Origin of the sequence: Thermomonospora echinospora (genome assembly GCF_900108175.1) — a bacterium.
Taxonomy (GTDB): Bacteria; Actinomycetota; Actinomycetes; order Streptosporangiales; family Streptosporangiaceae; genus Thermomonospora; species Thermomonospora echinospora.
In genome coordinates this window covers 596171-609795 of the sequence record NZ_FNVO01000002.1, presented here as the reverse complement: position 1 = coordinate 609795, position 13625 = coordinate 596171, and the positions used below count along the sequence as shown (strand labels likewise).

Genomic DNA, 13625 nt, shown 5'->3' with positions numbered 1-13625 from the left:
GACACGGAGGGGAGACGAGCGCGGCCGTGGCACTAGGGCAGGCCATCAGGACCGGCGTCGACGCGCTCGCCGTGCGGCTGGCCGACGCCGACCGCGAGCCCGCCGGGCCCGGCCCGAACGGTCACCGGCCCGCCGGGGGAGCCGAGGAGATCGACACCCGGCTGCGGGACCGGCTGCGGCTGCTGGCCTGCTGCCTGGCGCTGACGGTGCTGGCCACCTCCACCCGGCCGGGCCGGATCCTGGCCGACACCAAGATCGACATGGCGGTGAACCCGCTGGGGTTCCTCGGCCGCGCCCTGCACCTGTGGGACCCCGAGCAGTTCGGGCAGTTGCAGAACCAGGCCATCGGCTACTGGTTCCCGATGGGGCCGTTCTTCGCGCTCGGCGACCTGGTGGGGATGCCCGCCTGGATCACCCAGCGGCTGTGGCTGTCGCTGCTGCTGTGCCTGGCGTTCCTGGGCACCGAACGGCTGGCCCGCCGGCTGGGGATCGGCGGCCCGCTCACCCGGCTGGTGGCGGGCCTGGTGTACGCGCTGGCCCCGGGCGGGCTGGCCGTGCTGGGGCAGATCTCCTCGGAGTACCTGCCGCTGGCGATGCTGCCGTGGATCGTGCTGCCCCTGGTCACCGCCGTCGAGGGCGGCGGCCGGATCCGGGCGGCGGCCCGCTCCGGGTTCGCGGTGGCCTGCTGCGGTGGCATCAACGCCGCCGCCACCGCCGCCGTGCTGGTCGTCCCGTTCCTGTACCTGCTCACCCGGCCGCGCGGTACGCCCCGGATCCGGCTGACGGCCTGGTGGTCGGCGGCGGTCGCCATGGCCACCGCCTGGTGGCTGGTGCCGCTGCTGCTGACCGGCACCTACGGGTTCTCCTGGCTGACCTACACCGAGAAGGCCGAGACCACCACCGGCCCGACCGGGCTGGTCAACGTGCTGCGCGGCGCCGAACGCTGGGTCAACTACCTGATCATCGACGGCCAGGTCTGGTGGCCGGTCGGGCACGCGCTGTCGCTGGACACGCTGCCCGTGCTGTGCACCGGGCTGGTCGCCGCCCTCGGCCTGGCCGGGTTGCTGCGCTCCCGGCTGCCGGAGCGGACGTTTCTGCTGCTCACCCTGCTGGCCGGGCTCACGATCATGACGGCCGGGCATCTCAGCGCGCTGGAGGGCCCGCTGGCCGCGCCGCTGCGCGACCTGCTGGACGGTCCGCTGGCGCCGATCCGCAACCTGCACAAGTTCGACGGGGCGGTGCGGCTGCCGCTGGCCCTCGGCGTGGCCCACGTGCTGGCGTCGATCCCGCGCGCCCGGCACCGGCTGCGCGCCGTCGCCGTGACGTACGCGGCGCTGGCGGGCGTCGCGGTGACCGCGCTGAGCAGCGGCCTGTCCGGGCCCGGCGACTTCCGGCAGGTGCCCGGGTACTGGCGGGACGCGGCGGCCTGGCTGAACGGGCGGGCCGGGGAGCAGGCGGTGCTGGCCCTGCCGGGGGCGCCGTTCGGCCAGTACCTGTGGGGCCGGCCGATGGACGACATCATGCAGCCGCTGCTGTCGGCGCGCTGGGGCGTCCGTCAGCTCGTCCCGGCCGGGTCGCCCGGCTACACCCGCGCGCTGGACGCCATCGACCAGCGGGTGATCTCCGGCCGGGGGTCGCCGGGGCTGGCGGAGTTCCTCGGCCGGATGGGCGTGCGCTTCGTGCTCGTCCGCAACGACCTGCAGCGGGAGGGACTGCGCGGCGGCTGGCCCGCCCGGCTGCACCAGGCGCTGGACGGCTCGCCGGGACTGCGCAGGGTCGCCCAGTTCGGCCCCGCGGTCGGGCAGCCGACCTCGGACGCGATCGGCTCGACGGACCAGCGCTACCCGGCGCTGGAGGTCTATGAGGTCGACGACGCCGACGACGTGGTGAGCGTGACCGACACCGCCGACGCCATCCGGCTGTACGGCTCGCCCGAGGCGCTGCTGACCTTGGCCGACAATGGGGCGCTGCGCGGCAGGCCGGTGCTGCTCAACGACGACGCCGCCGACGTCGACGGCGCACCCGTCGTCGCCGACTCCCTGCGGCTGACCCGGCGCAACTTCGGCGAGCTGCACCAGATCTCGCCGACGCTGACCCCGGGCGAGCGCGGCCGGGCCACCGACATCCTCGACGACGGCTGGGACCGCTACGCCACCACCGCCTCCTATCGGGGCATCAGGTCGGTCACCTCCTCGGCGTCGGCGGCCGACTCCGGCACGATCCCGCAGCAGCACGATCTCGGCCGCGGCCCCTACTCGGCGCTGGACGGCGACCCCAGCACGTTCTGGCAGACCGGAGGCTGGGACGGGCCGCTCGGCCAGTGGCTGCGGGTCGACTTCACTCGGCCCACCGAGCCCGGCCGGGTCACCGCCACCTTCGTGCAGAACGCCGACCTGCTCGGCCCGTCGCCCAGCAGGATCGCGGTGGAGACCGAGACGGGCACGATCGCCCAGCCGGTGCGCGCGGTCTCCGGGCCGCAGGCCCTGCGGGTGCCGCCGGGGGCGACGCGCTGGCTGCGCGTGCGCGTCCTGGAACTGGCCGAGCCCGTGCCCGTCCCGGTGTTCGCCCGCGTCGGCATCGCCGAGCTGACCGTGCCGGGGGTGAAGCCCGAGCGGACGCTCCGCCTGCCCGCCCCGGACGCCTCCAAGACCTCCTACGCGCTGTCGCGCGGGCCCGGCCGCGCCGCCGAGTGCATGAAGGGCTCGGCCAACTGGGTGTGCTCGCCCTCGCTGGAACGGGCGGACGAGGAGGGCAACGGCTTCGACCGCACGTTCACCGCGCGGGCCTCCGCCGGCGGGGTGATCACCGGCACCGCGACCCTCATCGACAACCAGTCCATCGGCCGCTACACCACCTTCGACCCCGGTGTGCAGGTCACCGCCAGCTCCAGCCGCCCCCATCCGGCGGCCCTGGCCCGCTCGGCCTTCGACGGCGACGTCTCCACGGTGTGGATCGCCGCGGAGGACGACACCACGCCCGTCTACAAGGTGAGCTGGGGACGCCGGGTCACCCTCGACCGGATCACCGTGGCCCGCCCGCCCGGCGCCCGTGGCCCGCTGCGGGTCACGCTGCTGGCCGACGGCGGGCAGACCCGCGAGGGTCTGGTGGACGAGCGGGGCGGGCTGAGCTTCGCGCCGCTGCGGACCGGCTCGCTGACCCTGACGTTCAACGCCTCGGTGCAGCCGGCCCTGCAGATCACCGACATCACGATCCCCGGGGTGCGACCGCTGCCGCCGGTGACCTGGACGCCGCTGAACCTGCGCTGCGGCTGGGGTCCGCAGGTGCGGGTGAACGGGGTCGAGATCCCCACGAAGGTCACCGGGGCGATGGGCGACCTGCTGGAAGGGCGGCCGGTCCGGTTCGAGGCCTGCCGCAGGGCGCCGATCGCCGCCGGCGGCAACCGGCTGGCCGGCGTCCCCCTCAGCCCCTACCGGATCGAGTCGGCGGTGGTCGACACCGGTGCGCTGAAGGACCGGGGCCGGACCTCGGCGGTGACCGTCGAGCGGTGGACCGCCGAGACCCGGGTCGTCGAGGTCGACACCGCCGAGGAGTCGTTCCTGACGGTCAACGAGAACTTCAACCCCGGCTGGCGGGCCGAGGCCGACGGCACCACCCTCAGAGCGGTCCGGCTGGACGGCTGGAAGCAGGGCTGGATCGTCCCCGCAGGCACCAGCGGCCCGGTGACCCTCACCTACGTGCCCGACCGCGCCCACAAGCTTGCCGTCCTCAACGGCCTCAGCTTGATGGCCGTCCTCGCCCTGGTCGCCGCGCTGCCCGCCACCCGCCGCCGCGTGCCCGCTGGGGCACCGGACGGACTGGGGCGTTTCAGCGCCCGCGCCGCCCCGGCGGGCGACGACGGCGGCGCACGCGACAAGGCCGCACGCAAGGCCGCGCGCACGGGTGTCGTCACCGTGCTGGGCGCGTTGTGCGCGGCGGGGCTGGGCTTCTGGGCCGCCGGTTTCGTGGGTACGGCGGTCTGCGCGGCCATGGCCGTGGCGTTCGCCTGGGCTCAGGGGAGACGGGCCCGCGCCGCGCGGATCCTGTCTTCCCCGTGGCTGGTCGCGGGCCTCATGGTGGCGGGCGCCCTCTCCTGGGCGCTGGGCGACAGGCTGCGGACCACCGGCAACCCGGCGGCCCCCACCGACCTGCTGGGCGACGCGATCCCTCAGGTGCTGGGCCTGGTCATCGTGGCCCGGCTGGTCATCGGGCTGTGGCGTCCCGACCCCGGCCCGGCGGCGGGGACGGACGGCCCCCCGCGCCGCGACGACCTGCGATGGCGCCCTCCCACCGGTTGACCGGCCAGAGCGTGCCGCCGCTCCGGAGGCCGGCCCTCACCGAGGGGCGGGCGCCGTACGGCCGCCGCCGATCCGACCCAGCCGCTGCGCCGGATGCTCGACCGCGTAGTAGCTGACCGCCCCGGCCAGCACCGAGACCGCCACCAGCAGCGGCAGGTCGGTCAGCAGGCTGCCGCGGAACAGCCGGCCGGTCGCCTCGTACCAGGCCAGGATGACCGCCATCTGCCACAGGAAGACCCCGTAGGAGATCCGCCCCAGCCAGCGCATCAGCGGGTTGCCCAGCACCGCGTCCATCACCGGATGCCCGGCCGGGGCCAGCGCCACCGGGGCGACGAAGAACGCCGCGCACAGCCCGTACACCGCAATGTGCAGCAGCGACGTCCACAGGGTGGAGGCGGTGCCCAGGTCCAGCGGGCCGGTGATGGGGGAGGCGGAGATCACCAGCAGGCTGAGCGCCGCCAGCCAGCACGCCCCCCACGAGGCGGCGACGGTCCGGCAGAACCGGGCGCCGGCGCCCCACGGCTCCTCCTTCGCCCACACCGTCAGCACCGCCAGCGCCATGCCGATCGCGAACCAGGCCGTGTACCGCGGCGGCCAGATCCCCAGCGACGGGCGGTGCTCGGGCACGAACATCACGACCGTGAAGGCGAACGAGACCAGCGCGTACCCGCCCAGGGCGATCAGCAGCCGGCGCGCCCGGCCGGCGACGTCCGCGCCGCGCCGGGTGAACCGGGCCAGCAGCGCCGCCGTCGGCGGCAGCGCCACGTACCAGGCGGCCTCGACGGCCAGGCTCCACGCCTGCCCCATCTCGCGCGGGCCCAGCGGGCTGTTCCACCAGTCCTGGGGGTCGTAGATGTGCGTCAGCGTGAGCAGCCCGAGCCAGGACCGCGCGTCCCCGAGGTGCTCCCGGTAGACCACCAGCATCACGACGACCACCAGCAGCCAGTACGCGGGCAGGACCCGCAGCGCCCGCCTGAACAGGTAGCGGCCCGCGCCCGGAGCCGTCCGCCCGCCGAGCGCGGCGTGTGCCCAGGGCCGGTACAGCAGCAACCCCGACAGCGCGAAGAAGATCGCCACCCCGGCCTGGCCGCCGTTGAACACCCAGCCCGCCGTGACCTGCCGGGCGATCACTCCGGCGTTCAGCGCCACATGGAAGACCAGCACCAACAGGGCGGCGACCGCCCGGACCCCGTCCAGGCCGTCCTGGTGCCCAGAGATCTGCGGCGTGGCGGCGGCGCGTCCGGAGGCGATCCGGGTCACGGGGCGGTCTTCCGCAGCACCAGCACCAGGTTCCACGTCACGACCTCGCGGAGGCCGGGGATCCGGACCACGCCCTTGGCCCACGAGGGGTGGTAGCGCGGCAGCGCGTCCAGCACCCGCACGTCCGCGCGCCGCCTCGCCCAGGCCAGGGTGTCGCCGATCGACACCGGGTGCAGGCTCGTGCCGTAGCGGTTCTTGGGCGGGCGGCCATGCCGCCGCTCGTACCGCCGGGCGGCCCGGTGCCCGCCCAGGTAGTGCCAGGGGGACGTTTCGTGCCCGCCCCACGGCGACAGCCAGTTGGTGAACGACAGGTACACCACGCCGCCCGGCCTGGTCACCCGCACCATCTCGTCGGCCATCTGCCACGGGTCGGGAACGTGTTCCAGCACGTTGGAGGAGAAACAGACGTCGGCCGTCCCGGTGCCGAACGGCAGCCGCAGCGCGCTGCCGACCACGCAGTCGCCGCGCGGCGGGCCGTACGCGGTGATCTCCCCGGCATCCACGTCCACCCCGGCGCAGCGCGCCCCCGCCCTGGTCAGCTCCCTGGTGAAGAAGCCCGACCCGGCGCCCACGTCGATGACGGTCGCGCCGTCCAGCCCGGTGTAGGCGGCGAGCTGGGCGACCGTGTCACGCGCCATCAGCCCGTAGAAGGACTCCGGGTCGGCCTGTTCCCGGCGGAACGCGCCGAGCAGCCGGAACGAGCGGCCCAGGGTCGCCCGGTACGCGGCCTGCGGCTGCCCCATGTCGGTCCTCCCTCGCATTTCGTAACGCCGGAGCCTACCTTTCCGGCGGGCTCCGATCGCAGGCCGGACCGGGACGGGATAAGCGAACGGTTGCAATTCGGGTAGGGTTACGCGGGAGTAGAGGGCCCGCCGAACCCCCGGTATCTGCGGCCTTCCCTCACTCGTCCGGGCCCGCCGAATTCCCGTGGCCCCACCCTCGGCAGCCCAGGAGGTACAGATGCGGCGACCGCTCGGTCTGGTGCTGGTCGGCCTGGGATCGTTCCTTCTCGCGCTCGCCCCGCTGGTGCGCTTTTACGTCACCGGCCAGGTGGTGCGCGCGCCGCTGAACTTCTACCAGGCCACCGAACTGGAGGCGCGCGACGCCCAGTACTACGACCTGCTGGCGCGCAAGGTCCGCACGGGCGTGACGCTGGCGGCCGCCAACACGGTGCGCGGCGACACCCGCGCCAACCGGGGCGACGACGGCATCGCCGTCTGGGACTCCATCACCGAGATCTACGACAAGGACCGCCGCAAGCAGGTCGAGTTCCAGACCTACCGGATCGCCTTCGACCGCCGTACCTCCGAGCTGGTCAACTGCTGTGGCTCCCATGTCGGCGGGGACACCCGGGTGCGGATGTCGGGGTACGGGCTGCTGTTCCCGCTGGGCAACGTGCAGCGGCGGGACTACCCGGTGTTCGACATGTCCACCCGACGCTCGCTGCCGATGAGGTTCGACGGCGAGGAGCGGATCCACGGGCTGAACGCCTACCGGTTCGTCCAGCAGGTGCCCAACTACCGGACCGCCAAGATCGACCTGCGGCCCACCGGGGAGATGCTCGGCCTGCGCGGGGCCGCGGACCGGCGGCGGACCTTCAAGGTGGACCGTTACTTCTCGGCCACCATCACCGTCTGGGTGGATCCGCGCACCGGGATCCCGATCAAGCACGACCAGAACATCCGCAGCACCGTGGAGACCGAGGACGGCCGGGGCAAGATGGTCGTCGCCGCGGCCCGGCTGGTCACGGTCGACCGCGACCAGCGGCGCAACGTCGACACGTCCAACGGCTACGCCTTCCAGCGCAGGCTGGTCGAGTCGGTGCTGCCGATCGGCGGGCTGGCCGGCGGCCTGGTGCTGCTCGCGCTGGGGGCGTTCATCTCGATGCGCGCCCCCAAGGACGGCGGGACGCCCCGCGGCGGGGTCACCCGCAAGCCGGACGGCAGGTTCGGCGCGTCCGGCGGGCCCTCCGGCGGCCCGGCGGCCGGCGGCGGCTCATCCGGTGGCGGCTCATCCGGTGGCGGTCCGTCCGGTGGTGGTCCGGCCGGCGGTCCGGCCGCAGGAGGTCCCGCGCGGTCTTGGCGGACCCCGGCCCCGCGCCCTTCCGGTGCGGGCGCCCGGCGGTCCGGGCGTTCTTGAACCGGGCTTGATTCCGGCCCTGATCCGGGGCCGGCCTCGTCGTGATCTGGCGGCCCTGCGGGTACCCACCCGCGGGGCCGCCGACGTTCTGGTACACGTTCTATGTCATCCCTCCTGCACTCTGCTCTCCAGGAATCAGTAACTAGAACCTGTTGCAGTTAGCGGGTCCGGAGCTTAGAGTCGGGGCGTGCGGACACGAGTAACCGAACTCTTCGGCATCGAGTACCCGATCTTCGCGTTCAGCCACTGCCGCGACGTGGTCGCGGCAGTCAGCCGCGCCGGCGGCATGGGGGTCCTCGGCGCGCTCCACTTCACCCCCGAGGAGCTCGAACTCGAGCTCAAGTGGATCGACGAGCACGTCGGCGGCCGGCCCTACGGCGTGGACGTGGTGATGCCCGCCCAGTACGAGGGCGCCGACCTCGGCGACGCCGAGGAACTGGTGGCCAGACTGCAGGGCATGATCCCGGACCGGCATCGGCAGTTCGTGGAGAACCTGCTGGCCGAGCACGGCGTCGAGCCGTCCACCGAGGGCGCCGACAAGATCCTGCTCGGCTGGACCGACGCCACCGCCCGGCCCCAGGTCGAGGTCGCCCTGCGGCACCCCATCGCGCTGCTGGCCAACGCCCTCGGCCCGCCGCCCGCCGACGTGGTGGAGGAGGCCCACCGGCACGGGGTCAAGGTCGCCGGCCTGGCCAGCAACGCCCGGCACGCCCGCAAGCAGGTCGCCGTCGGCGTCGACATCATCGTCGCCCAGGGCACCGAGGCCGGCGGCCACACCGGTGACGTGTCCACCATGGTCCTCATCCCCGAGGTAGTGGACGCCGTCGGCAAGGACACCATGGTCCTGGCCGCCGGCGGCATCGGCCGGGGCCGCCAGATGGCTGCCGGCATGGCCCTGGGCGCCGACGGCGTGTGGACCGGCTCCATCTGGCTCACCGTGGACGAGGCCGACACCCCCGAGGTCGCCCGCGGCAAGCTGCTGGACGCCACCTCGCGCGACACCGTCCGCTCCCGTTCCTGGACCGGCAAGCCCGCCCGCCTGCTGCGGACCCCCTGGACCGAGGCCTGGGAGAGCGAGGAGTCGCCGGGCACCCTGCCGATGCCGATGCAGTTCATGCTGATCGCTGACGCGCTGCGCCGGATGCACCGCTCTGGCGACGGCGAGCTGGTCACCTTCCCGGTCGGCCAGATCGTCGGCTCCATGAACCAGGTCAAGCCGGCCGCCCAGGTCGTCTACGACCTCATCGAGGAGTACGTCGACGCCGTCGAGCGCCTCAACAAGCTCACCGAAGCCTGACCACGTCGCGAACGGGCCCGGCCCCGGGGCGCTTTCTGGCGGTTGTCGCAACACATCGATCTGTTGCCGGCGGTGGCCGGCCTGGCGAGGGCATGGGTTTCCGCGTCACCTCATGGTGGGGGGACGCGGAAACCCAGAGCCCGGAACCAGGGAGATCGGCCGGCGTAGGCGCGTTCAGCCGGTAGAGATCATTCCCGGCTTGAAACGGTCTGCGTGCTCCTCCGCCCACTGTGTGAACGTACGTGCCGGACGACCGATCACCCGTTCCACCGTGTCGTCCACGGTCGTGGCGGCATCATCGGGCTTGGCATACCAGCCGACGACATACTCGGCGTCCGCCCGGGACACACCGGTGGCCATCAGCCTGTCGACCGCCTGTTCGTGCGTGATCGGCTCGAAGGCGATGTCGCGGCCGATCACCCGGGACAGGATCGCGATGCGGTCACTTGGGGTCAGCAGTTCGGGCCCGGTGAGGTTGTAGGACCGCCCTGCGTGGCCGTCCTCGAGCAGTGCGACGGCTGCCACGGCCCCGATGTCGGCCTCGTGTACCAGCGCGTTGGGCAAGTCGTACGGTTCTCGGACCACTCCCTCGGCTCGGATCGATTCGGCCCAGGTCAACGTGTTGGACATGAACTCCTGTGCTTCCAGCCGTGTCCATTCCACGCCCGAGTCCGCCACCGCCTGCTCGACCGGGCCCACCCAACCGCCCCACAGCACAGTGAAGCGTTGAACGCCCGCGGCAACCGCCCGCTGGACCAACTCGGGCCCGACCTCGGCCAGTCCCGCCGTCACCGTGATATGCAGCCGGCTGACACCCTGAAGTGCGGTGTCCAGCGTTTCCGGTGTGTTGTGCGTGCCGGCCACCAGCTCCACTTCGGCCGGAAACCTTCCCGCATTTGCCGCCGGGTTTCGCGTCAGGGCCCGAACCCGCTCTCCTCGGCGAACCAGCTCTGCCACAACGTGCTGGCCGGTGTTCCCGGTGGCACCTGTCACCAAAGTCGTCACAGTCGAGTTCCTTAGGTCATCTCGTCCGGAAGGGGTCGTTGGCGAGCCTAGAAACTCAACCGACCTTGAGGTCAAGGTCCATCGCATCCCCTCAACCGGGGTGTTGCGACGATCACTAGAAGAGAAGCAGGGGGTCGGGCCCGTCGGTCTTGTCAGGACCGCTTCGGCAGCCCCACGCAGAGGGCATTCACGGGCCCCTTCGTGCCCTTCGGACAGTCCGTAGAGGAGAACCTCCGGACGCCCGCGCCGTCTCCGGTGTGGAACAGGAACACATCGTTCCCCTGCTTGTCGAACGCCCGCACCGACCGGACCCGGTCGTCTCCCGGCTCCCGCAGTTCACGGAGATCGCCGAATCCCCGGTCCTCCAGTTCGCGCCGATCGGTGATCTTCACGGCCATGCCGTCGATCCGGGCCAGGAAGAACCCGTTCCGCACCGCCGCGTCGACCTGCCGCCCCCCGTCCCAGGTCACGACCACCCTGGCGACATCCTCCTTGACCCGGCCCACGACCACATGACGGAACTCACGCGGAACCGGATCACCCCCGGTCCTGGCCATGTACTGGATGGCATCGATCCGGGCGGCGCCTTCGAACGACCAGAGCCCCCCCGCCGTATCGCCCATCCAAGCGCCCGGCAAGGGGACTTCGGTGTGACCGCCCGCCTGCGACAGGCACAGCATGAAATGGTGCCGGGTACCCACCAGGGCAACGGTTTCGCCCTCGGCTCGCACACTTGTCAGCAGACGGTAGTCGTCGGGCTTGCCGTAATAGGGTTCAGGCCGATTCGGAACCGTCCCACCGGTCGCGCACTCTCGCGCGAGCGCGCGTTCGGACGGGGTGTTGACGGGGAATCCCAGGCTCCCACGGTCATTCGCCGGGTCGGTGGCGGGCTGGCCGCCGAACAGCACGAACGGCGCGGCCACCGCGCCGGCCACCGCCACCGCCGCCGCGGCCGACAGGCGCGAGGCCCGCCTGCGGGAGGCTCGCCCCATCGCCTTCTCCGCCAGCCCCTGCACCGGCTGGGCCCGGTCGGCGATCCGCTGGAACGCCTCCTTCAACAACTGGTCGGTCATCGCGCGCCCTCCACAGTCTCCAGTCGCACGGCCAGTTCCGGCACGATCTCGCGCAGCCGCGCGATCGCCTTGTGCGACTGGCTGCGCACCGTTCCCACCGAACAACCGAGGATCTCCGCCACCTGCCCCTCGGGCAGATCCTCGAAGTAACGCAGCACCAGCACCGCCCGTTTGCGCGGCGGCAGCACCAGCAGCGCCCGGTCCAGCGCCAGCCGCAGATCGACCTCGTCGCTGCGGTCGCCGACGCTCGTCTCCGGCGGCACGGCCACCGCCGACTCGCGCCGCCGCCGTCGCCAGCGGTTGACCTGCTCGTTGTACATCGCCCTACGGACGTACGCCTCCGGGTTCTCCTGGACGTGCCGCCACCGCGCCGCCGTGCGGGCCAGCGCCGACTGCAACAGGTCCTCGGCTCCGTGCTGGTCGCCCGCCAGTACGTACGCCAGCCGCATCAGACTGTTCGACCGCTCTGCCACGAACCGTGCAAAGCTCTCCCGCGCTTCGGCATTCACTAAGCCTCCTTACGCCATCACCTCCTAGACCCGCCAAGCCCCCGCCGCTATGCCGCCCTGGAGGCCCTCATCACCGCGATCCGCGACCTGCCCGGGGAGCACGGCGCTCGTTACGCTGAGTTCGTTCGCGCCGCTCTTCCCGCGGAGGTCTGGAACGAGATGGAGAAGAACATGAAGACCGAGACCCGCGAGTTCCTGAGCGACTACACCCGCACCCAGGTCGAACAGGGTCGTGCGGAGGGCAAGGTAGAGGGCATAGCGGAGGCGATCCTCAGGCTGTTGGCCAAGCGGGGGATTGAGGTGTCCGCCGAGGTACGGGACACCGTCTCCGGCTGTACCGACATGGACCAACTGGACGCCTGGCTGCTCGCGGCCGCGAAGGTTGACCGCGCCGAGGACCTGCTGAGCTGACCGTCGCGAGGGGACGCAGTGAGGGCGTCCCCTCGTTCGCGCCGAAGGTCCGAAGGTCCGAAGATCATGACGAAGAAGTCACGAACCTGAACGCTGCCGGAGGGGCGCCGTGTGGTGGGCGTCCCTCCGGTTCGTGGGGGCCGGTGCCGGGCGGGTGGTGGGGTCCGGGGTCAGAAGCGGACGATGTGGGACAGGGTGCGGCCCAGCAGGAAGTAGACGAAGGCGGCCAGGCCCCAGTTCAGGTAGCGGTGGCGTTCGGGGTCGGGGTTGGGGAAGACGTCGTCGAAGGGGGTCGCCAGCCAGCCGGCGGTGTCGAGGGTGTGGCTCACGAAGGCGTTGGCGGGGTTGGCGCCGGTTGCGGTCAGCAGCATGCCCAGCAGCAGGATGAGGACGGCGGCCCAGGCCGTGCCCATGATCGCGTTGCTGACCGGGGTGCGGCGGCCGCGCAGGTAGCGGCCGGGCTGGGGGCGGTCGACCACGGTGGTGGTGGCGGAAGCGCCGGGCGCGGTGCCGCGCCGCGGCCAGAATCGTCGCCGTGGCCCGGTGTCCCGTTCGGGCACCTCGGCGGTGGCGGTGTCGTGCCGGTTCCGGTTCCGGTTCCGGTTCCGCAGGATGCTCACGACCATTGCCTGTTTCTCCTCCAGATGGGGCGTTCGTCCTGTCAAGACGTCCCACCGGAGCGGCGGAGAAAACGAAGGCCGGTTTTCGGCGCGGTCCCGCACCGATTAACCAGCAGGTCGATACGGCCGGGCACCCGGGTGTTCGGCCGTCACCCGGAGACGGCGGCCGGCGTACGCCAGCCGCCGTGGGGGATCCGGGCGACTACTCGCCTCGGAAGACGGCGGGGCGCTTCTCACGGAAGGCGCGGGTGCCCTCCTTGGCGTCCTCGGAGCCGAGCACCGGCCAGCCGATCTCGTCGGACACCTTGAGCGCCTCCTCCTCGGGCAGGTGGGCGGTCTCCCGGTAGACGCGCAGGATGGCCTGGACGGCCAGCGGTCCGCAGGCGGCGATCTGGTCGGCCAGTTCGCGGGCGGCGGCCAGCGCCTGCCCGTCCGGGACGATCTTGTTGATCAGCCCCATCGCCAGCGCCTCCTGCGGGGTGACCGAGCGGGCGGTCAGCAGGATGTCCATCGCGGCGGCGTACCCGATCTGGCGGGGCAGCCGGATCGCCGAGCCGCCCATGGGGAACAGCCCGCGCTTGGCCTCGAACAGCCCCAGGGTGGCGCTCTCGGCGACCACCCGCAGGTCGGTGCCCGTCAGGAGTTCGGTGCCGCCGGCCACCGCGTAGCCCTCGATGGCGCAGATGATCGGCTTGGTGGGCACGTCCTCACGCAGCAGCCCCTTCCAGTGGAAGTTGGGGATCTCGGCCATCCGCCGCCGGGTGTCCTCGTCCTCGGGCGGGGCGCCCATCGCCTTGAGGTCGGCGCCGGCGCAGAACTGCCCGCCGGCCCCGGTCAGGATGCCGACCCGCACCTCGGGGGTGGCGGAGATGTAGGCGAACGCCGAGGCCATCCCGACGAGCATGGACGAGCTGAGCGCGTTGCGGGCCTCCGGCCGGTCCATGGTCACGATCACCACGGGGCCGTCCTGCTCGACCGTGCAGTGCGCGGTGCTGATCGGCAGCCGCTGCATCCTC

The 13625-nt window shown here is 72.5% G+C and carries 11 protein-coding genes; 4 read left to right on the top strand and 7 right to left on the bottom strand.

Annotation, left to right across the window (positions count from 1 at the left end):
• The first annotated feature begins 26 nt into the window (after positions 1 to 26).
• Entirely contained in the window at positions 27 to 4295 is a 4269-nt protein-coding gene (locus tag C4U03_RS07090) for an alpha-(1->3)-arabinofuranosyltransferase domain-containing protein (RefSeq protein ID WP_103936813.1), read from the top strand.
• Positions 4296 to 4331: 36 nt separating this feature from the next.
• Here the strand turns inward: C4U03_RS07090 and C4U03_RS07085 are convergent, their stop codons facing one another.
• Positions 4332 to 5555, bottom strand: coding sequence for an acyltransferase family protein (locus C4U03_RS07085; RefSeq protein ID WP_160146918.1), 1224 nt, complete (start codon positions 5553 to 5555; stop codon positions 4332 to 4334).
• Positions 5552 to 6298, bottom strand: coding sequence for a class I SAM-dependent methyltransferase (locus C4U03_RS07080; protein ID WP_103936811.1), 747 nt, complete (start codon positions 6296 to 6298; stop codon positions 5552 to 5554). The genes C4U03_RS07085 and C4U03_RS07080 overlap by 4 nt, the downstream gene beginning before the upstream one ends.
• 217 nt (positions 6299 to 6515) lie before the next feature.
• On the opposite strand from C4U03_RS07080, the gene C4U03_RS07075 reads away from it, so the two are divergent.
• Both C4U03_RS07075 and C4U03_RS07070 read left to right on the top strand, forming a co-directional pair.
• Positions 6516 to 7694, top strand: coding sequence for a DUF3068 domain-containing protein (locus C4U03_RS07075; protein ID WP_103936810.1), 1179 nt, complete (start codon positions 6516 to 6518; stop codon positions 7692 to 7694).
• A 187-nt stretch (positions 7695 to 7881) separates the two neighbouring features.
• Positions 7882 to 8991, top strand: a complete 1110-nt coding sequence (locus C4U03_RS07070) for an NAD(P)H-dependent flavin oxidoreductase (RefSeq protein ID WP_103936809.1) — start codon at positions 7882 to 7884, stop codon at positions 8989 to 8991.
• A gap of 174 nt (positions 8992 to 9165) precedes the next feature.
• On the opposite strand, the gene C4U03_RS07065 is transcribed toward C4U03_RS07070, so the two are convergent.
• The 3 genes from C4U03_RS07065 to C4U03_RS07055 all read right to left on the bottom strand — a co-directional run bounded on the left by C4U03_RS07065 (position 9166) and on the right by C4U03_RS07055 (position 11578).
• Positions 9166 to 9996 (bottom strand): NmrA family NAD(P)-binding protein, encoded by an 831-nt coding sequence (locus C4U03_RS07065; RefSeq protein ID WP_103936808.1) that lies wholly within the window; start codon positions 9994 to 9996, stop codon positions 9166 to 9168.
• Positions 9997 to 10148: 152 nt separating this feature from the next.
• On the bottom strand, positions 10149 to 11069 hold the full coding sequence (locus tag C4U03_RS07060) for a hypothetical protein (RefSeq protein WP_103936807.1): 921 nt from the start codon (positions 11067 to 11069) through the stop codon (positions 10149 to 10151).
• Positions 11066 to 11578 (bottom strand): SigE family RNA polymerase sigma factor, encoded by a 513-nt coding sequence (locus C4U03_RS07055; RefSeq protein ID WP_103936806.1) that lies wholly within the window; start codon positions 11576 to 11578, stop codon positions 11066 to 11068. The genes C4U03_RS07060 and C4U03_RS07055 overlap by 4 nt, the downstream gene beginning before the upstream one ends.
• A gap of 171 nt (positions 11579 to 11749) precedes the next feature.
• Here C4U03_RS07055 and C4U03_RS07050 point away from each other — a divergent pair, with 171 nt between their 5' ends.
• Complete coding sequence (locus C4U03_RS07050) at positions 11750 to 11989, top strand: hypothetical protein (RefSeq protein ID WP_146087277.1); 240 nt, start codon at positions 11750 to 11752, stop codon at positions 11987 to 11989.
• Positions 11990 to 12159: 170 nt separating this feature from the next.
• Here the strand turns inward: C4U03_RS07050 and C4U03_RS07045 are convergent, their stop codons facing one another.
• Positions 12160 to 12615, bottom strand: a complete 456-nt coding sequence (locus C4U03_RS07045) for a hypothetical protein (RefSeq protein ID WP_103936804.1) — start codon at positions 12613 to 12615, stop codon at positions 12160 to 12162.
• A 196-nt stretch (positions 12616 to 12811) separates the two neighbouring features.
• On the bottom strand, positions 12812 to 13621 hold the full coding sequence (locus tag C4U03_RS07040; RefSeq protein WP_103936803.1) for a crotonase/enoyl-CoA hydratase family protein: 810 nt from the start codon (positions 13619 to 13621) through the stop codon (positions 12812 to 12814).
• Positions 13622 to 13625: the final 4 nt, after the last annotated feature.